Below are 26,415 nucleotides of genomic sequence, written 5' to 3' on the forward strand. Positions count from 1 at the left end.
TCGAATGGACGCGGCGCCTCGGCAATTGATAGGTCCCGGCGAGACTCTAGTGCTCAGGTTGGGAGTTTAGTAGTGAATTGTGGTAACTCTTCTTTTGATTTTAAGATGGTCAATCTATCGCCAAGAATGGTTCGGTATGATTTTTTAGTGGGTCGCATAACTAATAGTAATTTTAAAGGCGTCTGTTCTGACGGTGCTGATTATTCTGTAATGAGAGATGCTTGGAATTGAGTGGGCTGGGCTAGGACTGAGGTCATATGTCGATAAGAGTGATCAATGATTTAATAGTGTTTGATGATGAAGGCTTTAAGCTTTTCCCTGTTGCAGGCGGAGAGGAAGTGCAATTGAATGCGATCTCCAGTCGCTGCTTGGCTCAATTGGTAGAGGCTGGAGGTGAAGTTGTCCTCAGTAATGATTTAATTGGTGGGGCTTGGGAGTGCTTTGGGCTCGAAGTAACCGAAAGTAGTCTGGCTCAGTCGATTCGTCAATTAAGATTAAGTATGGATAGGCTACACCCTGGGTATGAATATATCCAAATTTTGCCGAAAATTGGTTATAGGCTGTCAAAAGAAGTAGTGATCACTGTTTATTCAAGTCTTCCTGCTATCGATCAACGGCATTCTGGCTATAGGGCGACGGAAGATGTAGGGTTTTTTCCTGATAAGGCAGCTATTTGGCGGGAAAAGTCTAGCTTCACAAAGCTTGGGGTTGTATTTATTTTGTTTGCTTGGTGTTTTGGAATGTTTTGGGTGGGTTCATGTTTGAGGGGCTTGCAAAAGGAGGGTTTTACAATGGATTTTGGTCCTCCGCAAAGAATCCATGGGATAAGTGTTTATATTTCTAATTCCGTTGCAGTTACTAAAGAAGGGCTTGATAAAGCTTTGCAGGCTGTCTCTCGTTCCCTTGAAGTTCTAAATGTTTCACGAGAGAATGCCAGTCTTTACATTGCTCCTGGTGATGAAGGACATCAATCCATTGTCTGTGATGGTGATCTGAGCGGGGGGTACACGAGATGCGTTGGCCTGAATTTAAATGATTAATCTTCTGGGGGGAGAGCTAATTATCATATTGTTTTTTCTCTTTGCAGGGTTTTTTAGTGTGTTGCTTGGAAGGTTTTATAAGTGGCGATACTCCAGTAAAAAATCTGTAATGTAGATGCTGGTTACTCACGAGCTCATCCAGAGCATAATATTGCTGCAGACCAATTTCTCCAAGCCATCCACGGGTCAAGCCGCTAATTCTAATGTCCCCGCGCCGCCTCAGTCAGAGATCAAGGCGGCAATTGAGCGACCTGCAGTCACAACTCTGAAAAATGATATGGGATGTCTTGCCTAGTTATTATCGGTAGAAATCGCCGTGGCGACGCCAATGCGGATGTCTTCGCGCTAACCGCCTAGGAATTAGAATATAGAACAGGCAAAATAATTATCGCCTAGAGCTATCGCGCCAGATGCTCTAAGTTGGCTATGGTCTATATCGCGAGAGTGAAAGGGCTGAGGCGATCAGTAGCTTTAAGATACCAACTGTGACGGCTTGATCGAGATGATTTTTTTCTTCTGTACCTTGCCAGTCATTCGCATGAGTACGATCAATGTGGGCTAAAGTTGCGGTAAAACAACATCGTTTGGTACGGCTGAGATAAGTTGGCTGGGAAGCCCTTTTGCGTAAAATCTGCTTAATTTCCAGGAAAGGCTGTCGAGTACTTTAAGCTCCGAATGGCGCCGTAGATATTGCATCTATGAAGATTGATGTTAGGGAGATGTTTTTTTGATTGTCCAAGGTGGTCCGTTTCGTTGGGTGTTATGGGGCTGGCGTGGCTATAAATATATGGAATGTGCACTCTCCTGTGAAATGATTATGTAATGAGTTGGGGTTTTTCAGTGCTCCCATATGAGAAAATTTATAACCTCGATAGCCCTTCTTGGGTGTGCCATATTTAGCGTTGTTCGAGCGAACCGGGATGCACTATTGTTTTGGAACGCTAACAGCGTGGTGGTGACGGCGCAAGATCCATTGCAGGTAAGTCTTGTTAAGTTAGCCATGGACGCCAGCTTTCCAAAATATCTCGATGTTGCCAACATTTTCTTTGATGGCGTACAGCGTATAGATATCCCAAACTATTATGGCGAGAATGATTTTCTACTGATGTACGCTGATCGCTATATGCTCAGATTTCGACATTTCAAGACGAGCCGTCGGCACCAGCATGAATATCGGCTGCATCTTTTCAAAGAACAGGGCGGTATCCATGTAAAAATTACAATCATCGGTATAGATAATTGGGAGTATGAAGGTTTGATGATGCGTTTTCTCTCGAAGAATGAGCAAGAGGCGACTGCGGCAATGCTGCCGGATAGTGCGTGCCGAATTTCCGTCAGTGTGGCTCTCGCTGAGAGTGATCTAGGCGCTCGCCTTGGACTGTTTAAATAGTAGTGGCAGAATTAACTGACACATAAAACTAAAATTTCTGAGTGCTGGAGGTCTTACGCAATTGCCAGAATTGGTCTGTAGATGCACCGTCGTATGGATGGATGCTGCAAGGCACAAGGGATTCAAGATATTTAGAAGAGGTCCCGCGTCTCGCTGCTATTTCGAAGCGTAGAGTAAGCCAGGTTTGGAAATGGTGGTGGCAGAAGTCAAATCGGTACGGAGCGCAAAGTCATGATTTATTGAGAGGTTGGTTCTAGAGTAATGGCAAATATTTTACTGATTGATAGAAATCCATTGGTACACAGTTTTATAAAAGGAAGTCTGGTGGTTGACGGGCATACTTTTGTTTCGGGTGTAGATAATGAATTTGATGGTCGAAAGGTTGTCGCGGAATGTAATGTTGACTTGGTTATATTTGATATATTTGCGCCAGGCATCCGAGGGATTCAGTTTATAAAAGAGGTGAAATCAATAAATAGTGGTGTAATGATTTTAGTGTGTGTCTCGGATATTTGTGAGGCGTTGGAGATTCGTTACGCGCAAGGAGGCGCTGACGGATGGATCAGAAAGACTGCTCCTTCTCAGGAAATTCGCAGTAGTGTTAATAAGGTTCTTGCGGGCGGAAAGTTATTCTCAAGTAGCGTTTTGGGGAAAATATTTAGGCTTGAAATTTCTACATCTCCACTTCCCTCCCGGAGAGAATTATCAGTTCTGAATCTCTTAGCGGGAGGTTACTCGAATGTTGATATAGCAAAAAAGCTTTCCATAAATTTTAAGACTGTTAGCAATCACAAAATAAATTTAATGAAGAAGCTCGGTGCTTCATCGACGGTAGAGTTGCTTGAGTTCGCACAAGCCAAGGGTATCATCCCCCCTTCGAAAGATGGTCAATCGTTGCTTCTTCAGAGATTAATGAAGGATTTTTCTGAAAGCGAGAGTCTAATTATTTATGCGCTGGCGAGAGATGGAAGGGTGCTCTTTGCTAATGCTTGTTTCTGCAGGATGGTTGGGCTCGGTGCTAAACAGCTATATGGTATGACGATTGGTCAGGTCGGATTAGTTTGTGATGATGAGGTGCCATTGCTGCTGCAAAGTATCGATATGGTGAATCGAGTGGGGCAGGTATCTCCATTTGTCGAGTTTACTATGAGTTCAGGATTCAAGATGGTTCATTGGGCCATTCCTCTTGGAGCGAAGGGGTTATTGCAATATACACTCTGTTTTGCCCAGGAGGTGGCTCATTTTTCGACGGCGCCCTACATTCTGTAAATAGTCGCTGGCTTCTCTAATTTATTATGCGCGCCTACTGGAAGTATCTGTCGGGGTTGTTTTTCTGTAGTAGTGGATAAGGGGTTCTCTTTGCTGTAGCGGCGCGTAAATTTCATCGGATCCTAGTGCTGAATAGCGGGGATGTGGATTGCAAAGGTAGCTGCATATTAGTTTTTGGATTTAGTGCCGGAGTCGTTCGTTAGGTGCATATGATTCGTCTTCAGTGAGCCTGGGGAAATTCACACGACACGTGGTCCGGCATGATGCGATGCCGCTGATTTTTAAGTAAGCGGCGCTGCCGCGGCTGCTTGACAAGTAGCGCTAATGAGGAGGGTACGCGTTTTTAAGCGCATCCGACGTTGACAAAGTCTCTTGTAGGAAAGCGAAATTTACGGAGTCGATACTACTACTTCAGGATGGCCGCACCGTTCTCTGATTTATTTCGTATATTGGCTATAGGAAGTTCGGGGCTTGATAATCGCTGTTATGCTGCTCGATCAGCCCTGCCGGAACATTCTTAACCTGCGCGCTGCCATCCAGGAGCGAGGTCAATGCATCTACGCCATTGTGCGCAATTCGCACAGTTGTCGAAGCAGTGCGTGTAGTGCTGCCGGTCTAACTTGAGTGCGATGCCGTTTGACTTGGTTCGTTGAGCGGGATCCCACAGCATCAGTGGTCATGCCGCCAATGTTTCCGAGCTTATGTGTTGCTTTGGCTACGCGACTCCCGGACTTTGCTTTTTCTCACTAGTGGGTTTCAGGTCGAGATGGATGGCGTGCACTCATTACTCCAGTTGATATTGGCGATGGCTGCGGAGATTGCCTAGTTTCGCAGGGTAGATCGGACAATTCAATGGATGCGCGGCGGAATATTCTGATGCTCCTCCTGGCGGTGCACAAAATACCCTCCCACCTCCCAACAAGTGAGTCCCTCCTGAGGTGGGTTTAATGGCAATTGAAAAAATCAGTCTCATCGCTGTCACTGCAGACACAGCCAAAAAGGTTGTGGTCAAGGAAGGCGGAAAGATCAAGGCGCATGCAGGTACCAAATACCTGCTGCAAATCGACAATAGCTCTGTTGCACCCGAGAACGTTACTGTTCATCGAGTCGGTAACGATTTGCAGGTGTCTTTCGAGGGTAGCGACAAGCCCGACCTGACGATCCAGGACTTCTTCGCAGAAGGCATGGAGAGCGAGCTCTACGGTGTCGCCGAAGATGGTCAGATGTACGCCTATGTGCGTACTGACGGCGAAGGCGTTTATGGAAAACTTCTACTGGCTGACGGTGAGTCGGCTCCCATTGCGCTAGGTGGCGATTCGCTGGGCGCCGCCCCTGTGCTTAATGGCGAGACCGAAGATACCTTCGGCTTTCTGCTGTGGCCGCTGCTGGCAGGCGCCGCGGCAGTGGGTGGAACGACATATGCCGTTTACAACCACAACCAGGATGACAAGCCGCATCGCTCAGTAACCAGTCCCGAGCCGACCAGCGCTAAGGTCAGCGATCATGTCGGCCCCATTCAGGGGGATCTGGCAAATGGCGCCATCACGGACGACCCGCGCCCGACCATCTCGGGCGGCGGTATGCCTGGCTCGATCATTCATATCATCGATAACGGCGTCGAAGTTGGCAGTACGAGTGTTGCCTCGGATGGTCATTGGAGCTTCGTACCCACCAGTGATCTGGGCGGAGGTCATCACAGCATCGACGTCACTCAGAGTGTGCCGGGTGAGAAGCCCAGCGCACCGCTGCACGTGATTGATTTCGATGTTGATGTAATGGCTCCCTCTGCCCCCGAAGCCCATCTGGACCCGAGCTCCAGCACGGGCAGTGACGGTGGCAACACCATCAGCAATGTCAAGCCGACCATCGACGGCAAGACTGAGCCGGGTGCAGACATCACGGTCTCGTTCCCCTCCGGCGAAGAGATTCACACCAAGGCAGACCAAAACGGTGACTGGTCGGTGACCCCGACCCAGCCGCTGAGCGAAGGTCAACATGACATCACCGTAATCGCGACCGACCCCGCCGGCAACGCCAGTGATCCGACCATTGTCCAGGTGGTCATCGACACCATAGCGCCCATCATCCCGAATGCATGGTTGGACCCTGCATCTGATTCGGGCGTGAAGGGCGATTACATTACCAACGACACTAAGCCGACCATCGACGGCAAGACCGAGCCGGGTGCAGACATCACGGTCTCGTTCCCCTCCGGCGAAAAGGTTCACACCAAGGCAGACCAGAATGGTGACTGGTCGGTGACCCCCACCCAGCCGCTGAGCGAAGGTCAACATGACATCACCATCATCGCGACCGACCCCGCTGGCAACGCCAGTGATCCGAATGTTATCCATCTGGTAATTGACTCCGTCGTCCCGGACGCCGGCAAGCTTGCCATCACCGGCGTGCTCGACAGCGTGGGTAGCGTCACCGGCAACGTGGCCGATAAAGGCACCACCGACGACTCCCGTCCGCAAATCAGCGGTACTGGCAACGCCGGCGATACCGTCATCGTCTACACCAAGGATGCGACCGGTAACCATGAGCTCGGCCGTGCCACGGTCGGTGCCGACGGCACCTGGAGCCTGCAGCCTGGCACCCCGCTGATCGCGGGTCTGAACGAGCTGACCGCGGTCGAGATGGACGCCGCCGGCAACAAGACTGCGCCGAGCAGCGCCTACGACATCACCCTGGACGCCAGCAAACCGCTGCCGCCGGTGATCAACAGCGTGCTCGATGATGTGGGTCCGATCCAGGGCCTGCTGCAGAAGGGTGCGGTGACCGACGACAACCAGCCGACCTTCAGCGGCAGCGCCGAGCCGGGCAGCACCGTCAAGCTGTACGACGGCGGTAAACTGATTGGCAGCGGCCTCGTCGATAGCAAGGGCAACTGGAGCATCACCACCGACACGCTGGCCGACGGCCCGCACAACGTCACTGCCACGGCCACCAACCCGGTAGGCGTGATCAGCGATGCCACCGGTGGCTGGAACTTCAGCGTCGACACCACAGCTCCGTCCAAAGTGACCGATCCGGTTGCCATCGACCATGTGGGTGACAAGACGGGTCCGCTGCACAACGGCGATACCACCGATGACAATCGTCCGACCCTGGGCGGCAGCGCCGAGCCGGGCAGCAAAGTCATCATCTCCGACAACGGCACGCCGATCGGCTCCGCCACGGTGGGCGAGGATGGCAAGTGGGAGTTCACCCCGACCACGCCGCTGGCCGAGGGCTCGCACGACCTGACCACCGAGGTCCAGGATCCGGCGGGTAACCTCTCCGGTCCGAGCGATCCGCTGCACATCGTCGTCGACACCTCCAAAGTGGTGGTGCAGATCACCCACGTGATCGATGACATCGGTAGCATCAAAGGCGACATCGCGGCCAATGCCAGCACCGACGACCAGCGTCCGGAAATCCAGGGCAGCGGCAAAGCCGGTAGCACCGTAACCGTCTCCGATGGCAGCACGGTACTGGGCAGCACCGTAGTCAAAGCCGATGGCACCTGGAGCTTCACCCCGTCCAGTGACCTGGCTGATGGTGCGCACAGCATCACTGCGACCGCCACCGACGCGGCCGGCAACACCAGCCCGGCGACCCCGCCGTTCGCCTTCAACATCGACACCATCGCGCCGAGCAAGCCAGCCATTGGCCAAGTGACCGACGATGTGGGTTCGATCCAGGGCCCAGTCGCCAACGGAGGCGTAACGGACGACCCGAACCCAACCCTGTCGGGTACGGCTGAAGCCGGCTCCACCGTGACCGTCTACGACAACGGCAGCAAGCTGGGTAGCGTCGTGGCGGACAAGGACGGCAACTGGTCCTACACCCCGACTACGCCGATCAGCGAAGGTGCGCATAGCTTCACCGTCGATGCCACCGACAAGGCCGGTAATGTCAGTGCCAAGTCCGATCCGTTCACGCTGAACACTGACTACACCGCGCCGGACGCCGGCAAGCTCGCCATCACCGGCGTGCTCGACAGCGTGGGTAGCGTCACCGGCAACGTGGCCGATAAAGGCACCACCGACGACTCCCGTCCGCAAATCAGCGGTACTGGCAACGCCGGCGATACCGTCATCGTCTACACCAAGGATGCGACCGGTAACCATGAGCTCGGCCGTGCCACGGTCGGTGCCGACGGCACCTGGAGCCTGCAGCCTGGCACCCCGCTGATCGCGGGTCTGAACGAGCTGACCGCGGTCGAGATGGACGCCGCCGGCAACAAGACTGCGCCGAGCAGCGCCTACGACATCACCCTGGACGCCAGCAAACCGCTGCCGCCGGTGATCAACAGCGTGCTCGATGATGTGGGTCCGATCCAGGGCCTGCTGCAGAAGGGTGCGGTGACCGACGACAACCAGCCGACCTTCAGCGGCAGCGCCGAGCCGGGCAGCACCGTCAAGCTGTACGACGGCGGTAAACTGATTGGCAGCGGCCTCGTCGATAGCAAGGGCAACTGGAGCATCACCACCGACACGCTGGCCGACGGCCCGCACAACGTCACTGCCACGGCCACCAACCCGGTAGGCGTGATCAGCGATGCCACCGGTGGCTGGAACTTCAGCGTCGACACCACAGCTCCGTCCAAAGTGACCGATCCGGTTGCCATCGACCATGTGGGTGACAAGACGGGTCCGCTGCACAACGGCGATACCACCGATGACAATCGTCCGACCCTGGGCGGCAGCGCCGAGCCGGGCAGCAAAGTCATCATCTCCGACAACGGCACGCCGATCGGCTCCGCCACGGTGGGCGAGGATGGCAAGTGGGAGTTCACCCCGACCACGCCGCTGGCCGAGGGCTCGCACGACCTGACCACCGAGGTCCAGGATCCGGCGGGTAACCTCTCCGGTCCGAGCGATCCGCTGCACATCGTCGTCGACACCTCCAAAGTGGTGGTGCAGATCACCCACGTGATCGATGACATCGGTAGCATCAAAGGCGACATCGCGGCCAATGCCAGCACCGACGACCAGCGTCCGGAAATCCAGGGCAGCGGCAAAGCCGGTAGCACCGTAACCGTCTCCGATGGCAGCACGGTACTGGGCAGCACCGTAGTCAAAGCCGATGGCACCTGGAGCTTCACCCCGTCCAGTGACCTGGCTGATGGTGCGCACAGCATCACTGCGACCGCCACCGACGCGGCCGGCAACACCAGCCCGGCGACCCCGCCGTTCGCCTTCAACATCGACACCATCGCGCCGAGCAAGCCAGCCATTGGCCAAGTGACCGACGATGTGGGTTCGATCCAGGGCCCAGTCGCCAACGGAGGCGTAACGGACGACCCGAACCCAACCCTGTCGGGTACGGCTGAAGCCGGCTCCACCGTGACCGTCTACGACAACGGCAGCAAGCTGGGTAGCGTCGTGGCGGACAAGGACGGCAACTGGTCCTACACCCCGACTACGCCGATCAGCGAAGGTGCGCATAGCTTCACCGTCGATGCCACCGACAAGGCCGGTAATGTCAGTGCCAAGTCCGATCCGTTCACGCTGAACACTGACTACACCGCGCCGGACGCCGGCAAGCTCGCCATCACCGGCGTGCTCGACAGCGTGGGTAGCGTCACCGGCAACGTGGCCGATAAAGGCACCACCGACGACTCCCGTCCGCAAATCAGCGGTACTGGCAACGCCGGCGATACCGTCATCGTCTACACCAAGGATGCGACCGGTAACCATGAGCTCGGCCGTGCCACGGTCGGTGCCGACGGCACCTGGAGCCTGCAGCCTGGCACCCCGCTGATCGCGGGTCTGAACGAGCTGACCGCGGTCGAGATGGACGCCGCCGGCAACAAGACTGCGCCGAGCAGCGCCTACGACATCACCCTGGACGCCAGCAAACCGCTGCCGCCGGTGATCAACAGCGTGCTCGATGATGTGGGTCCGATCCAGGGCCTGCTGCAGAAGGGTGCGGTGACCGACGACAACCAGCCGACCTTCAGCGGCAGCGCCGAGCCGGGCAGCACCGTCAAGCTGTACGACGGCGGTAAACTGATTGGCAGCGGCCTCGTCGATAGCAAGGGCAACTGGAGCATCACCACCGACACGCTGGCCGACGGCCCGCACAACGTCACTGCCACGGCCACCAACCCGGTAGGCGTGATCAGCGATGCCACCGGTGGCTGGAACTTCAGCGTCGACACCACAGCTCCGTCCAAAGTGACCGATCCGGTTGCCATCGACCATGTGGGTGACAAGACGGGTCCGCTGCACAACGGCGATACCACCGATGACAATCGTCCGACCCTGGGCGGCAGCGCCGAGCCGGGCAGCAAAGTCATCATCTCCGACAACGGCACGCCGATCGGCTCCGCCACGGTGGGCGAGGATGGCAAGTGGGAGTTCACCCCGACCACGCCGCTGGCCGAGGGCTCGCACGACCTGACCACCGAGGTCCAGGATCCGGCGGGTAACCTCTCCGGTCCGAGCGATCCGCTGCACATCGTCGTCGACACCTCCAAAGTGGTGGTGCAGATCACCCACGTGATCGATGACATCGGTAGCATCAAAGGCGACATCGCGGCCAATGCCAGCACCGACGACCAGCGTCCGGAAATCCAGGGCAGCGGCAAAGCCGGTAGCACCGTAACCGTCTCCGATGGCAGCACGGTACTGGGCAGCACCGTAGTCAAAGCCGATGGCACCTGGAGCTTCACCCCGTCCAGTGACCTGGCTGATGGTGCGCACAGCATCACTGCGACCGCCACCGACGCGGCCGGCAACACCAGCCCGGCGACCCCGCCGTTCGCCTTCAACATCGACACCATCGCGCCGAGCAAGCCAGCCATTGGCCAAGTGACCGACGATGTGGGTTCGATCCAGGGCCCAGTCGCCAACGGAGGCGTAACGGACGACCCGAACCCAACCCTGTCGGGTACGGCTGAAGCCGGCTCCACCGTGACCGTCTACGACAACGGCAGCAAGCTGGGTAGCGTCGTGGCGGACAAGGACGGCAACTGGTCCTACACCCCGACTACGCCGATCAGCGAAGGTGCGCATAGCTTCACCGTCGATGCCACCGACAAGGCCGGTAATGTCAGTGCCAAGTCCGATCCGTTCACGCTGAACACTGACTACACCGCGCCGGACGCCGGCAAGCTCGCCATCACCGGCGTGCTCGACAGCGTGGGTAGCGTCACCGGCAACGTGGCCGATAAAGGCACCACCGACGACTCCCGTCCGCAAATCAGCGGTACTGGCAACGCCGGCGATACCGTCATCGTCTACACCAAGGATGCGACCGGTAACCATGAGCTCGGCCGTGCCACGGTCGGTGCCGACGGCACCTGGAGCCTGCAGCCTGGCACCCCGCTGATCGCGGGTCTGAACGAGCTGACCGCGGTCGAGATGGACGCCGCCGGCAACAAGACTGCGCCGAGCAGCGCCTACGACATCACCCTGGACGCCAGCAAACCGCTGCCGCCGGTGATCAACAGCGTGCTCGATGATGTGGGTCCGATCCAGGGCCTGCTGCAGAAGGGTGCGGTGACCGACGACAACCAGCCGACCTTCAGCGGCAGCGCCGAGCCGGGCAGCACCGTCAAGCTGTACGACGGCGGTAAACTGATTGGCAGCGGCCTCGTCGATAGCAAGGGCAACTGGAGCATCACCACCGACACGCTGGCCGACGGCCCGCACAACGTCACTGCCACGGCCACCAACCCGGTAGGCGTGATCAGCGATGCCACCGGTGGCTGGAACTTCAGCGTCGACACCACAGCTCCGTCCAAAGTGACCGATCCGGTTGCCATCGACCATGTGGGTGACAAGACGGGTCCGCTGCACAACGGCGATACCACCGATGACAATCGTCCGACCCTGGGCGGCAGCGCCGAGCCGGGCAGCAAAGTCATCATCTCCGACAACGGCACGCCGATCGGCTCCGCCACGGTGGGCGAGGATGGCAAGTGGGAGTTCACCCCGACCACGCCGCTGGCCGAGGGCTCGCACGACCTGACCACCGAGGTCCAGGATCCGGCGGGTAACCTCTCCGGTCCGAGCGATCCGCTGCACATCGTCGTCGACACCTCCAAAGTGGTGGTGCAGATCACCCACGTGATCGATGACATCGGTAGCATCAAAGGCGACATCGCGGCCAATGCCAGCACCGACGACCAGCGTCCGGAAATCCAGGGCAGCGGCAAAGCCGGTAGCACCGTAACCGTCTCCGATGGCAGCACGGTACTGGGCAGCACCGTAGTCAAAGCCGATGGCACCTGGAGCTTCACCCCGTCCAGTGACCTGGCTGATGGTGCGCACAGCATCACTGCGACCGCCACCGACGCGGCCGGCAACACCAGCCCGGCGACCCCGCCGTTCGCCTTCAACATCGACACCATCGCGCCGAGCAAGCCAGCCATTGGCCAAGTGACCGACGATGTGGGTTCGATCCAGGGCCCAGTCGCCAACGGAGGCGTAACGGACGACCCGAACCCAACCCTGTCGGGTACGGCTGAAGCCGGCTCCACCGTGACCGTCTACGACAACGGCAGCAAGCTGGGTAGCGTCGTGGCGGACAAGGACGGCAACTGGTCCTACACCCCGACTACGCCGATCAGCGAAGGTGCGCATAGCTTCACCGTCGATGCCACCGACAAGGCCGGTAATGTCAGTGCCAAGTCCGATCCGTTCACGCTGAACACTGACTACACCGCGCCGGACGCCGGCAAGCTCGCCATCACCGGCGTGCTCGACAGCGTGGGTAGCGTCACCGGCAACGTGGCCGATAAAGGCACCACCGACGACTCCCGTCCGCAAATCAGCGGTACTGGCAACGCCGGCGATACCGTCATCGTCTACACCAAGGATGCGACCGGTAACCATGAGCTCGGCCGTGCCACGGTCGGTGCCGACGGCACCTGGAGCCTGCAGCCTGGCACCCCGCTGATCGCGGGTCTGAACGAGCTGACCGCGGTCGAGATGGACGCCGCCGGCAACAAGACTGCGCCGAGCAGCGCCTACGACATCACCCTGGACGCCAGCAAACCGCTGCCGCCGGTGATCAACAGCGTGCTCGATGATGTGGGTCCGATCCAGGGCCTGCTGCAGAAGGGTGCGGTGACCGACGACAACCAGCCGACCTTCAGCGGCAGCGCCGAGCCGGGCAGCACCGTCAAGCTGTACGACGGCGGTAAACTGATTGGCAGCGGCCTCGTCGATAGCAAGGGCAACTGGAGCATCACCACCGACACGCTGGCCGACGGCCCGCACAACGTCACTGCCACGGCCACCAACCCGGTAGGCGTGATCAGCGATGCCACCGGTGGCTGGAACTTCAGCGTCGACACCACAGCTCCGTCCAAAGTGACCGATCCGGTTGCCATCGACCATGTGGGTGACAAGACGGGTCCGCTGCACAACGGCGATACCACCGATGACAATCGTCCGACCCTGGGCGGCAGCGCCGAGCCGGGCAGCAAAGTCATCATCTCCGACAACGGCACGCCGATCGGCTCCGCCACGGTGGGCGAGGATGGCAAGTGGGAGTTCACCCCGACCACGCCGCTGGCCGAGGGCTCGCACGACCTGACCACCGAGGTCCAGGATCCGGCGGGTAACCTCTCCGGTCCGAGCGATCCGCTGCACATCGTCGTCGACACCTCCAAAGTGGTGGTGCAGATCACCCACGTGATCGATGACATCGGTAGCATCAAAGGCGACATCGCGGCCAATGCCAGCACCGACGACCAGCGTCCGGAAATCCAGGGCAGCGGCAAAGCCGGTAGCACCGTAACCGTCTCCGATGGCAGCACGGTACTGGGCAGCACCGTAGTCAAAGCCGATGGCACCTGGAGCTTCACCCCGTCCAGTGACCTGGCTGATGGTGCGCACAGCATCACTGCGACCGCCACCGACGCGGCCGGCAACACCAGCCCGGCGACCCCGCCGTTCGCCTTCAACATCGACACCATCGCGCCGAGCAAGCCAGCCATTGGCCAAGTGACCGACGATGTGGGTTCGATCCAGGGCCCAGTCGCCAACGGAGGCGTAACGGACGACCCGAACCCAACCCTGTCGGGTACGGCTGAAGCCGGCTCCACCGTGACCGTCTACGACAACGGCAGCAAGCTGGGTAGCGTCGTGGCGGACAAGGACGGCAACTGGTCCTACACCCCGACTACGCCGATCAGCGAAGGTGCGCATAGCTTCACCGTCGATGCCACCGACAAGGCCGGTAATGTCAGTGCCAAGTCCGATCCGTTCACGCTGAACACTGACTACACCGCGCCGGACGCCGGCAAGCTCGCCATCACCGGCGTGCTCGACAGCGTGGGTAGCGTCACCGGCAACGTGGCCGATAAAGGCACCACCGACGACTCCCGTCCGCAAATCAGCGGTACTGGCAACGCCGGCGATACCGTCATCGTCTACACCAAGGATGCGACCGGTAACCATGAGCTCGGCCGTGCCACGGTCGGTGCCGACGGCACCTGGAGCCTGCAGCCTGGCACCCCGCTGATCGCGGGTCTGAACGAGCTGACCGCGGTCGAGATGGACGCCGCCGGCAACAAGACTGCGCCGAGCAGCGCCTACGACATCACCCTGGACGCCAGCAAACCGCTGCCGCCGGTGATCAACAGCGTGCTCGATGATGTGGGTCCGATCCAGGGCCTGCTGCAGAAGGGTGCGGTGACCGACGACAACCAGCCGACCTTCAGCGGCAGCGCCGAGCCGGGCAGCACCGTCAAGCTGTACGACGGCGGTAAACTGATTGGCAGCGGCCTCGTCGATAGCAAGGGCAACTGGAGCATCACCACCGACACGCTGGCCGACGGCCCGCACAACGTCACTGCCACGGCCACCAACCCGGTAGGCGTGATCAGCGATGCCACCGGTGGCTGGAACTTCAGCGTCGACACCACAGCTCCGTCCAAAGTGACCGATCCGGTTGCCATCGACCATGTGGGTGACAAGACGGGTCCGCTGCACAACGGCGATACCACCGATGACAATCGTCCGACCCTGGGCGGCAGCGCCGAGCCGGGCAGCAAAGTCATCATCTCCGACAACGGCACGCCGATCGGCTCCGCCACGGTGGGCGAGGATGGCAAGTGGGAGTTCACCCCGACCACGCCGCTGGCCGAGGGCTCGCACGACCTGACCACCGAGGTCCAGGATCCGGCGGGTAACCTCTCCGGTCCGAGCGATCCGCTGCACATCGTCGTCGACACCTCCAAAGTGGTGGTGCAGATCACCCACGTGATCGATGACATCGGTAGCATCAAAGGCGACATCGCGGCCAATGCCAGCACCGACGACCAGCGTCCGGAAATCCAGGGCAGCGGCAAAGCCGGTAGCACCGTAACCGTCTCCGATGGCAGCACGGTACTGGGCAGCACCGTAGTCAAAGCCGATGGCACCTGGAGCTTCACCCCGTCCAGTGACCTGGCTGATGGTGCGCACAGCATCACTGCGACCGCCACCGACGCGGCCGGCAACACCAGCCCGGCGACCCCGCCGTTCGCCTTCAACATCGACACCATCGCGCCGAGCAAGCCAGCCATTGGCCAAGTGACCGACGATGTGGGTTCGATCCAGGGCCCAGTCGCCAACGGAGGCGTAACGGACGACCCGAACCCAACCCTGTCGGGTACGGCTGAAGCCGGCTCCACCGTGACCGTCTACGACAACGGCAGCAAGCTGGGTAGCGTCGTGGCGGACAAGGACGGCAACTGGTCCTACACCCCGACTACGCCGATCAGCGAAGGTGCGCATAGCTTCACCGTCGATGCCACCGACAAGGCCGGTAATGTCAGTGCCAAGTCCGATCCGTTCACGCTGAACACTGACTACACCGCGCCGGACGCCGGCAAGCTCGCCATCACCGGCGTGCTCGACAGCGTGGGTAGCGTCACCGGCAACGTGGCCGATAAAGGCACCACCGACGACTCCCGTCCGCAAATCAGCGGTACTGGCAACGCCGGCGATACCGTCATCGTCTACACCAAGGATGCGACCGGTAACCATGAGCTCGGCCGTGCCACGGTCGGTGCCGACGGCACCTGGAGCCTGCAGCCTGGCACCCCGCTGATCGCGGGTCTGAACGAGCTGACCGCGGTCGAGATGGACGCCGCCGGCAACAAGACTGCGCCGAGCAGCGCCTACGACATCACCCTGGACGCCAGCAAACCGCTGCCGCCGGTGATCAACAGCGTGCTCGATGATGTGGGTCCGATCCAGGGCCTGCTGCAGAAGGGTGCGGTGACCGACGACAACCAGCCGACCTTCAGCGGCAGCGCCGAGCCGGGCAGCACCGTCAAGCTGTACGACGGCGGTAAACTGATTGGCAGCGGCCTCGTCGATAGCAAGGGCAACTGGAGCATCACCACCGACACGCTGGCCGACGGCCCGCACAACGTCACTGCCACGGCCACCAACCCGGTAGGCGTGATCAGCGATGCCACCGGTGGCTGGAACTTCAGCGTCGACACCACAGCTCCGTCCAAAGTGACCGATCCGGTTGCCATCGACCATGTGGGTGACAAGACGGGTCCGCTGCACAACGGCGATACCACCGATGACAATCGTCCGACCCTGGGCGGCAGCGCCGAGCCGGGCAGCAAAGTCATCATCTCCGACAACGGCACGCCGATCGGCTCCGCCACGGTGGGCGAGGATGGCAAGTGGGAGTTCACCCCGACCACGCCGCTGGCCGAGGGCTCGCACGACCTGACCACCGAGGTCCAGGATCCGGCGGGTAACCTCTCCGGTCCGAGCGATCCGCTGCACATCGTCGTCGACACCTCCAAAGTGGTGGTGCAGATCACCCACGTGATCGATGACATCGGTAGCATCAAAGGCGACATCGCGGCCAATGCCAGCACCGACGACCAGCGTCCGGAAATCCAGGGCAGCGGCAAAGCCGGTAGCACCGTAACCGTCTCCGATGGCAGCACGGTACTGGGCAGCACCGTAGTCAAAGCCGATGGCACCTGGAGCTTCACCCCGTCCAGTGACCTGGCTGATGGTGCGCACAGCATCACTGCGACCGCCACCGACGCGGCCGGCAACACCAGCCCGGCGACCCCGCCGTTCGCCTTCAACATCGACACCATCGCGCCGAGCAAGCCAGCCATTGGCCAAGTGACCGACGATGTGGGTTCGATCCAGGGCCCAGTCGCCAACGGAGGCGTAACGGACGACCCGAACCCAACCCTGTCGGGTACGGCTGAAGCCGGCTCCACCGTGACCGTCTACGACAACGGCAGCAAGCTGGGTAGCGTCGTGGCGGACAAGGACGGCAACTGGTCCTACACCCCGACTACGCCGATCAGCGAAGGTGCGCATAGCTTCACCGTCGATGCCACCGACAAGGCCGGTAATGTCAGTGCCAAGTCCGATCCGTTCACGCTGAACACTGACTACACCGCGCCGGACGCCGGCAAGCTCGCCATCACCGGCGTGCTCGACAGCGTGGGTAGCGTCACCGGCAACGTGGCCGATAAAGGCACCACCGACGACTCCCGTCCGCAAATCAGCGGTACTGGCAACGCCGGCGATACCGTCATCGTCTACACCAAGGATGCGACCGGTAACCATGAGCTCGGCCGTGCCACGGTCGGTGCCGACGGCACCTGGAGCCTGCAGCCTGGCACCCCGCTGATCGCGGGTCTGAACGAGCTGACCGCGGTCGAGATGGACGCCGCCGGCAACAAGACTGCGCCGAGCAGCGCCTACGACATCACCCTGGACGCCAGCAAACCGCTGCCGCCGGTGATCAACAGCGTGCTCGATGATGTGGGTCCGATCCAGGGCCTGCTGCAGAAGGGTGCGGTGACCGACGACAACCAGCCGACCTTCAGCGGCAGCGCCGAGCCGGGCAGCACCGTCAAGCTGTACGACGGCGGTAAACTGATTGGCAGCGGCCTCGTCGATAGCAAGGGCAACTGGAGCATCACCACCGACACGCTGGCCGACGGCCCGCACAACGTCACTGCCACGGCCACCAACCCGGTAGGCGTGATCAGCGATGCCACCGGTGGCTGGAACTTCAGCGTCGACACCACAGCTCCGTCCAAAGTGACCGATCCGGTTGCCATCGACCATGTGGGTGACAAGACGGGTCCGCTGCACAACGGCGATACCACCGATGACAATCGTCCGACCCTGGGCGGCAGCGCCGAGCCGGGCAGCAAAGTCATCATCTCCGACAACGGCACGCCGATCGGCTCCGCCACGGTGGGCGAGGATGGCAAGTGGGAGTTCACCCCGACCACGCCGCTGGCCGAGGGCTCGCACGACCTGACCACCGAGGTCCAGGATCCGGCGGGTAACCTCTCCGGTCCGAGCGATCCGCTGCACATCGTCGTCGACACCTCCAAAGTGGTGGTGCAGATCACCCACGTGATCGATGACATCGGTAGCATCAAAGGCGACATCGCGGCCAATGCCAGCACCGACGACCAGCGTCCGGAAATCCAGGGCAGCGGCAAAGCCGGTAGCACCGTAACCGTCTCCGATGGCAGCACGGTACTGGGCAGCACCGTAGTCAAAGCCGATGGCACCTGGAGCTTCACCCCGTCCAGTGACCTGGCTGATGGTGCGCACAGCATCACTGCGACCGCCACCGACGCGGCCGGCAACACCAGCCCGGCGACCCCGCCGTTCGCCTTCAACATCGACACCATCGCGCCGAGCAAGCCAGCCATTGGCCAAGTGACCGACGATGTGGGTTCGATCCAGGGCCCAGTCGCCAACGGAGGCGTAACGGACGACCCGAACCCAACCCTGTCGGGTACGGCTGAAGCCGGCTCCACCGTGACCGTCTACGACAACGGCAGCAAGCTGGGTAGCGTCGTGGCGGACAAGGACGGCAACTGGTCCTACACCCCGACTACGCCGATCAGCGAAGGTGCGCATAGCTTCACCGTCGATGCCACCGACAAGGCCGGTAATGTCAGTGCCAAGTCCGATCCGTTCACGCTGAACACTGACTACACCGCGCCGGACGCCGGCAAGCTCGCCATCACCGGCGTGCTCGACAGCGTGGGTAGCGTCACCGGCAACGTGGCCGATAAAGGCACCACCGACGACTCCCGTCCGCAAATCAGCGGTACTGGCAACGCCGGCGATACCGTCATCGTCTACACCAAGGATGCGACCGGTAACCATGAGCTCGGCCGTGCCACGGTCGGTGCCGATGGCACCTGGAGCCTGCAGCCTGGCACCCCGCTGATCGCGGGTCTGAACGAGCTGACCGCGGTCGAGATGGACGCCGCCGGCAACAAGACTGCGCCGAGCAGCGTCTACGACATCACCCTGGACACCACCCCTCCGGCCAAACCTGTCATCGAATCGCTCTATGATGACGGAAGCAGTAAGCCTATTCTGCCCAATGGCGACACTGCGGATACCACGCCCCAGATCAGCGGTAGCGCCGAAGCTGGCAGCCTAGTGGTTATCAAGGATGGTGCCAAAGTCATCGGCAGCACGACGGCAGATGCAGGCGGCAAGTGGAGCTTCACTCCAGCTACGCCGTTGAGCAGCGGTGATCATGCTTTAACTGTGGACGCGACGGACAAGGCCGGTAATACCAGTGTGCCGTCTGACTCATTTAACTTCAGCATTACCCCAGGGGGAGATGACTATCCGCGCAAACTTAATGGTGGAGACGAGGCCCCTTTGAGTTACACCGTGATACTCGATACTTCCGGGAGCATGGCGGGCACTGGAATGTCAGCTGCCAAAACCGCATTGCTGGCCATGCTCACGACGGCGCTCAAGTACGGCTCGACTGTGACCTTCAACTTGATCGAGCTGAAAGACGCCGTAACGGATTATGGTTACTTCACCTTCTCCAGCGCCACCGATGCTAGCTACACCAGTTTGGTCAACAAGATCAACGGACTGTCTGCCAGCGGTAGTGAGAACTACGAGCAAGGCCTGAAGACCGCCTTAACCAACATGAATGCGGAGCTGACTACAGGAACTGTGCCGAACAAGCAGGTATTCTTTATCTCCGATGGCAACCCGGCTTATTCGAATCTGGAACCTACGCCCGCGACTCTGGCTAACTGGCAGGCGTTCATGCATACGCCACCCAATGGCCATGATCCGATCTCAGTTACGACTATTGGTCTGGGGAGCAACATCTCAGATAAATTCCTGTCGAAGATCACTACCGATGCGACTGTCATGTCACCGTCGATTCCGCAACTCAGCGACATCATGCAGGCTCACATGTACGTCGATTCAGTTGGCGGCAACGTGCTGGCCAATGACTCCATGTTGCATCGGGACGGAGCAGAACATCTCACACAGATCAAACTTGGTGCGTCGACCTATCAGATTACTGCGGCCAACACGCTGGCTGTAGATAAGCCCGACTCGTCGGTGTCCTCCACCTACGACGGCACCACCGGCCGTTTGATTCTGAACAGTGATACTGGTTGTCTGACGATCTACATGAAAGGCAGTGGTGCTTACAAGGCTGGTGACTATCTATACCAGCTGCGTCCAGCGGATATGCCCCTGGGGGTCAATCCTAACCACGAGGTGGATTATCAGTACACTGGAGTCGACAGCGATGGTCATAGCCAGTCGGCGACCCTGCACATTGTGTTTGACTCCGGATCGGCTGGAGCTATCCACATCCTGTCTATGACCAAGGACAGTGGGGTTGCTGGGGACTTCATCACCGCTGACGGCACATCTGGACGCGCGATTTCCGGAGATCTCTCGCAGAAGCTGGCTGCCGGCAATTTCTTGGAAATATCTTTGGACGGCGGCAAGTCCTGGAATAAGGTGACAGCCGTTGATGGTACGAAATGGGCTTACGTGGACAAAACTGCCCATGCTTCCGACTGGGCTGTTCAAGTGCGCGTCTCCGACGGTACTGGCTCCGCATATCTAACCGAGCAGGCCGTGAAGTTGAGCGCACTGGCCAAGGCACCAGCCATCACCAGCATCCTTGAGCAAGATAACGATGGCTTGTATACCGCCACCGAGGCTAACGCGGGTGCCCACATGGTGGTGTCCCTGGCCGGTACCGGAGCTAAGGCAGGGGATATCCTCCATACGCAATGGGGGATTGCGCAGTACGACAAGACCCTGACGGCGCTGGACATTTCCTCCGGCCAAGTGGCTGTGCAACTGGCTAATACCGTCACGAGTACCGCCTACAATGGCTATGCACAGGGTGTGCTGTACAACTTCGATGTGACGACATCCATCATCCACGATGGTGTGGCCGGTGCCAGCTCGGCGGCCTACCACTTGGTGGGTGGCGGCTTCTCGACCCGCAACGTCGGGGACAACCTGTACAACACCACGGCCACCGCGGTAACCGATAACAGCTATACCGGTGATGGCTTTACCGTGACGACCCATGGCGCCGCCATGGCGAAGGCCGCGCAGGTCACCAACAAGACCTACGCCGGTCTGATGGTGAGTGACCCGAGTTCGGCCGACATGGTGTTCACCCTGAGCAAGTCCGCTACCCAGGTTGGCTTTGCGCTATCCGGGTTAGACAACACCTCCGGTGGAGCGCTGGTGATCGTCTATGGAGTGGATGGCACCGAACTGTCGCGCCAAACGGTTACTGGCAGTGGGGCCTACTCGGCCTACAACTACAGCTATACCGCAGCGCCAGGGCACGAAGTGGGTAGCTTCAAGGTGGTATCGGGTACCGGCAGTCTCACCCTGAGTAACTTCAGCGAGACGCAGGCGCTGCATGTGGCCGATACCCGAACCTTGGTCATAGATGAGGTGACTGACAGCTTCTATGGCACGCCTTCGGACGATACGGTGAGCCTGACGTACAGCGCGGCCAACTACTTCGCCAGTACCAGCAACACAGGTATCCACGGCGGCGCGGGGGTGGACACCCTCAAGCTGGTCGGCAACCACGGCACGTTGAATCTCGAACTGCCGACGTCGGTGGGCAAGCTGTCGGGTATGGAGGTAGTGGACATCACTGGCTTCAACGCCGGCCAGACCACGGGTGCGTCCAATGCCATCACTTTGAATCTTTCGGTGAAGGACGTTCTGGAGAATGGTCAGACCGACCTGTTCCACTCCAGCGACCAACACACCGTGCAGATGATGGTGAAGGGCGACAGCAACGACACGGTGAACCTTGATCACCTGTTGGGCAGCGGCGGAGCGAATGTCGGCACCTGGTCCGACAAGGGGCCGGCCATCATCAACGGTTCGGTGTTCGAGGTGTACCAGCACAGCGGGCTGGATGCCGAGCTGCTGGTGCAGTACGGCGTACACGTCAACCTGGTCTAAGCCGCCTGACGGCGAGCCCGGCGCTTCGGCGTCGGGCTCGCCCCAGCCTTACCCCGTCAAACTTCGATACGGAACCCCGCCACACTGCGGTGGGGTTTTCGGAGAGTTAACCTATGAATATTTTCCTTAATCGGCCGCTGCGCACAGCCGCTGGCCTCAGTGCCCTGGTTACCGCTATCGGCTTCGCCTCGGCAGCCTTCGCGCAAAATGACTCCATCTACGGCGAGGCCTACCAGAAGCTTGAATCCGTGGTGCCGGAACAGGCTCAGATCGTCATGTTTCGTGGCACGGACAACGACAAGCAAGCCGCTCATGTATACCTCGACGGCGAATTGCAAACCGCCTTGATGCCAGGTGGTTACACCACCTTCTGCGTCGCGGCGGGTGAACACTCGCTGGAGGACTATATTGGTGATGCTCCGCAGTATAGGGGCAAGCGCAACCCGCGAAGCTTCGCCAAGTTCCAGGGCGGGAAGACCTACGTCCTGGAGGTGCCGACCGGAGCCAACCAGAACACTCCGATCGTGCACAGTGGTAAGGAGGCCCAGCAGAGCCTGCAGGGCCTGCGTCGGCAAATCCACGTGATCAGCCGCGCCAGCTCCGTCCTTCCTTGCCAAACCGAAACCAAGTTGAGCCTGCGCAGCGATGTGCTGTTTGACTTTGGCAAAGGGGGTTATAACGATCTAACCGCCGAAGGCCGCGCTCAGCTGAACCTGATTGTGCGGGATATTCAGCAGCGGCAGCAGGGGATTCAGAGCATCGAGGTTATAGGCTATGCCGATCCGCTCGGCCAGTTCGCCGCCAACCAGCGCCTCTCCCAGCAACGCGCGGAGACGATTCGCCGCATGCTGCTGGAACAGGGGATTCAAAGCGACCTGGTAAACGCCAGCGGCCGCGGTAGCGCGGAACCTGTCGTGAGTTGCCATGAGGGTTCGCGCCGCAAACAGATTGCCTGCAATGCGCCGAACCGCCGGGTTGAGCTGCTGATTCGCGGAACTCAAGGCAAGGCGTAACCGTAGGCTGTCAAGCCTTACCCCAGAAGCACCGTCCCGCTCTTCTGGGTCCCCAAATCGGACCGGCGAAGATATCCACCTCAGGATCAGGTTTTCTTCGCCGGCTCCGATTCCACTCCTCGGCAATCCTTGCGATGCGTGTGGGTGCCTAAACGTGGCGTGGCTACTCTAGAATCTGCTGCGATTCCATGTTATGTGCCAGAGGCACAGCCCCGGTCGCGGTGAAGCCATCATTTAATCAACAGCTTCACGCTGCGCTATTCAATGCGCGGACGGCATCCATGGCGTCGCTTTGCCCGGGTTTTCCTCTGTGCGGCGTTATTGGTAGGTCGATACGGTTTATCGAGCTTTAATTTTTTGCACTACTGGAATACCAGCATGGCGTGGGCTAAAAAAAAGTAGTCCTCACACGAGAAGCGCCATGAGCAAGATCTTAATCGTCGATGAACAGCCTTTGACCAGGGAAGCACTGCGTCTGGTCTTGGAGAGTGACCGACACGTGGTTGTCGGAGAGGCTGACAACGGCCCCGGCGCACTGCAACAAGCGCGCGAGTGCCTTCCAGATATTTTGATCCTTGATTTGTCTATCCCACGTCTCGGTGGGCTAGAGGTTATCCAGCGCCTCATTGGACAACAGTCTAGAGTCAAAATATTGGTGCTGACTTCACAGGACTCCGAATACTTTGTCGGCCGTTGTATGACGGCAGGTGCCGCAGGGTTCGTCAGTAAGCAGGCAGATGCTAAGGAAATACTGCTGGCAGTGCGCGCAATTGCTAAAGGGCTGAGCTATTTTCCTAGTGGTATAAATATCGCTAACGCAGTAGATGAGGCGACTCCTGAAAAATTATCGATAAGAGAGCTTTGTGTTTTGCAGTTGTTGGCGAAGGGTATGAAAAATACCGAAATCGCGGATCAGCTTGCTATCAGCGATAAAACCGTTAGCACTTATAAAACACGGTTGATGGACAAGATGCAGGTAAAGTCATTGGTGGAGCTGATTGATATTGGGCGAAGACAAGGGTTGATCGAAAATGGTATTGGTAGTCCGGGAGCATCAGAAGTGGAGCTTGATGAAGACCAGCTTCAGGAGTTGGCGCTTTTGAGGCGTATAGTCAGTGGCTTACCTTACCCGATTTCAATTCGTGCTCCCGATACTCGCGTTCTTTTCTGCAACCAAGCTGCATTGGATTTTCTGGGTGTTACTGCAGAAGCTGCTATAGGCAAAAGGTTGGGTGAATTAGACGAGTTTTCCGATCCACATGAGGCGGAGCTGTTAAGGGAGAACATGGCTGCTGCCATTAAAGCAGGGGAGCCCTATGAGGCCGACGTGGAGATGCGGCTTAAAAAGGGGCGCCGCGTGGTTAGTTATTGGGGGCGCCCGTATCTCGACAAGAATGGCGCGTTGCTGGGTGCCGTTTGCGGGTCTTTGAATATCACCGATCAAAACGACTTGGTGCGAGATTTGCGGAATGTTAATGTTAGAATTGAAGGTGTAAGCCAGAGTAAGACTGAGTATTTGAGGGGGGTGGCTGAGGAGATGAAAGGCCCTCTCCAGATCATTAATGCAATGATTAGTCTCGATGTGCAAAAGAATGAGCCGGATGCCCGGAGTAAGCCCTTGTTGGTCGCGCGCTCGGTGTCTAATAATTTACTGGCAATACTTGATGATGTCCAGCTTCTGTGTAATTTGAAAGTCGGGCGTATAATGCTTGTCAAGGAGGATGTTAATCTTAAAGAGCTAATTCTAGGGCAGTTGGCAAGCTTTCAGGCTGCGGCGAAGAATAAGAAGGTGGATTTGGTGCCGAATTTTGACTTGGCGCCGCGGTCGCGAGTTTGGTGTGATCCGTTACGCTTGCGGCAGGTACTGCAGAATTTGCTGGAAAATGCACTTAAATACACTGAGGATGGGGCAGTTACTGTCCAGCTTTGTGCCAGAGGGGTAGGCAAGGGAATGGTCGAGGCGGTATTCGAAATTACTGATACTGGGATTGGTATGTCGGAGTCTGATCAGCGGAGAATATTTGAGCCTTTCGCGTATGACTTGGATGGAAATAGAATTGGGCAAGGGAGGTCTGGTTTGGGATTGGCGATATCGAAGGGTTTAGTGGCTTTGATGGGAGGGGTTATTTCTGCGGAGAGTCGTCTCGGAGTTGGAACTAAGGTTGTTTTTAAGGTGAGGCTTCCGGATGCGGGGATATGATTTTTAAATTTGATCTCTTACTAAGGAGTGGAGGTAAGATTTTCTCATCGTGAGAGGTTGAGGCCCCTATGTAGCCGTGTGCATCTCCCACGTGTCAGGTTGCATCGTGCTTGAGTATGTCCGGAAACTTGATATGCATTATCGATTGTTGGTGGGGATCAGAGAGCTCTGGTTTATGTGGTTTTCACTTGGTGAATAAAAAAAGCCCACCAGTGTTCAGGTGGGCTTTTACGGACCATCTCACAGTCCAGTATAGCGGGGTAATGACTGCACTGAAGAAGCAGTCATGGTCATTATGGACATTGCTCGGCGTGAAAGATACGGACGTTTTCCTTGAAGGTTGTGGAAAATTCAATGGGATTTGTAGGACTTCTCTGAGTTAGGTTTTGATTTGCTCGCACCCTGAATTCCCTCCTGTTGAAAGTTGTACTATGAATCTGGAATTGTTAATTTTCTTTTCAGGGGGTAGTGGCGGTGGAGGGGCAACGTTTAATTAATAAGCTGAAGAGGAATCTTGATATTTGTGAGGTAGATATTGCCGAGCGGGAGGGGAGGATTAGTTCAAGCCAAGCTAATGATTTGAGGCATTGGATAGGCCGAGTTTTCGAGGGGCCAGAGAAGCCATTAACAAAGGTATGTGTAGTGGACGAGGAGGGTGACGTGATCGGTGACGTGACGCTCCTTCCCGATAGCCAGTATTGGCTCGCTGAGCCGGATGGGGTACTGTTATCTACTGCGAGGGTGTTTGGCGATATTGTATCGGCAATTGAATTTGTCAGAAGTGTTTCGAAGTAAATTCTTGGCGCGATCATTTTTCGGATGACGGACAAGCTGCAGGCACTTTTCCGTTCCGCTGGCCGTGTATCTTTTAGCTTGGCGGATGATGTTCTGGCTCTGAGCTACTTATGCGGCACGATGTTTGGTCTGTTCCTGGCTGAGTGGTCACTGATTTAAGGTGTATAATGTCTACCGCCAGCGGTGCCATGGTACATATCGCGCTGGAGAAGGCTGTGGCACGCCGACGGCGCAAACAGTGCCGCTACTGCACTCGGATCGTGGCAGTTAATATTGTGTCTACGACTACTAGGCCTTGCTGCGCCACCATCCCATCGTGCCCAGCCATTCACCTCCGGTGAGCTGCTGGGACGCCGCCGCAATGGAAAGCGTCTTCCGGTCGCTGAAGGCCGAGCGTGTGTACCAGTTCCGGGACAGGCCACAGCTTTACTGGCGTTCCTCAAAGAGGATTGGCTGAACAAGCGAAGTG

Annotated in this window: 5 protein-coding genes and 2 pseudogenes; all 7 read left to right on the plus strand. The window is 58.3% G+C overall.

Annotation, left to right across the window (positions count from 1 at the left end):
- Positions 1 to 269: 269 nt before the first annotated feature.
- Positions 270 to 1,040: a winged helix-turn-helix domain-containing protein gene (locus tag RS899_RS05335; protein ID WP_315809271.1), complete on the plus strand. Its 771-nt coding sequence runs from the start codon at positions 270 to 272 to the stop codon at positions 1,038 to 1,040.
- Between the two features lie 928 nt (positions 1,041 to 1,968).
- On the plus strand, positions 1,969 to 2,430 hold the full coding sequence (locus RS899_RS05340; protein ID WP_315809272.1) for a hypothetical protein: 462 nt from the start codon (positions 1,969 to 1,971) through the stop codon (positions 2,428 to 2,430).
- A gap of 261 nt (positions 2,431 to 2,691) precedes the next feature.
- Positions 2,692 to 3,699 (plus strand): LuxR C-terminal-related transcriptional regulator, encoded by a 1,008-nt coding sequence (locus RS899_RS05345; protein WP_315809273.1) that lies wholly within the window; start codon positions 2,692 to 2,694, stop codon positions 3,697 to 3,699.
- Between the two features lie 1,124 nt (positions 3,700 to 4,823).
- A complete protein-coding gene (locus RS899_RS05350) occupies positions 4,824 to 21,938 on the plus strand; it encodes an Ig-like domain-containing protein (RefSeq protein ID WP_315809274.1) in 17,115 nt (5,704 codons plus the stop codon).
- Between the two features lie 113 nt (positions 21,939 to 22,051).
- Complete coding sequence (locus RS899_RS05355) at positions 22,052 to 22,951, plus strand: OmpA family protein (RefSeq protein WP_315809275.1); 900 nt, start codon at positions 22,052 to 22,054, stop codon at positions 22,949 to 22,951.
- Between the two features lie 421 nt (positions 22,952 to 23,372).
- A pseudogene (locus RS899_RS05360) lies at positions 23,373 to 23,978 on the plus strand (response regulator); the annotation flags it as partial.
- A gap of 72 nt (positions 23,979 to 24,050) precedes the next feature.
- Positions 24,051 to 25,151, plus strand: a pseudogene (locus tag RS899_RS05365) (sensor histidine kinase); the annotation flags it as partial.
- Positions 25,152 to 26,415 lie beyond the last annotated feature (1,264 nt).

This window comes from Pseudomonas sp. C9-3 (genome assembly GCF_032392015.1).
GTDB lineage: Bacteria > Pseudomonadota > Gammaproteobacteria > Pseudomonadales > Pseudomonadaceae > Pseudomonas > Pseudomonas nitroreducens.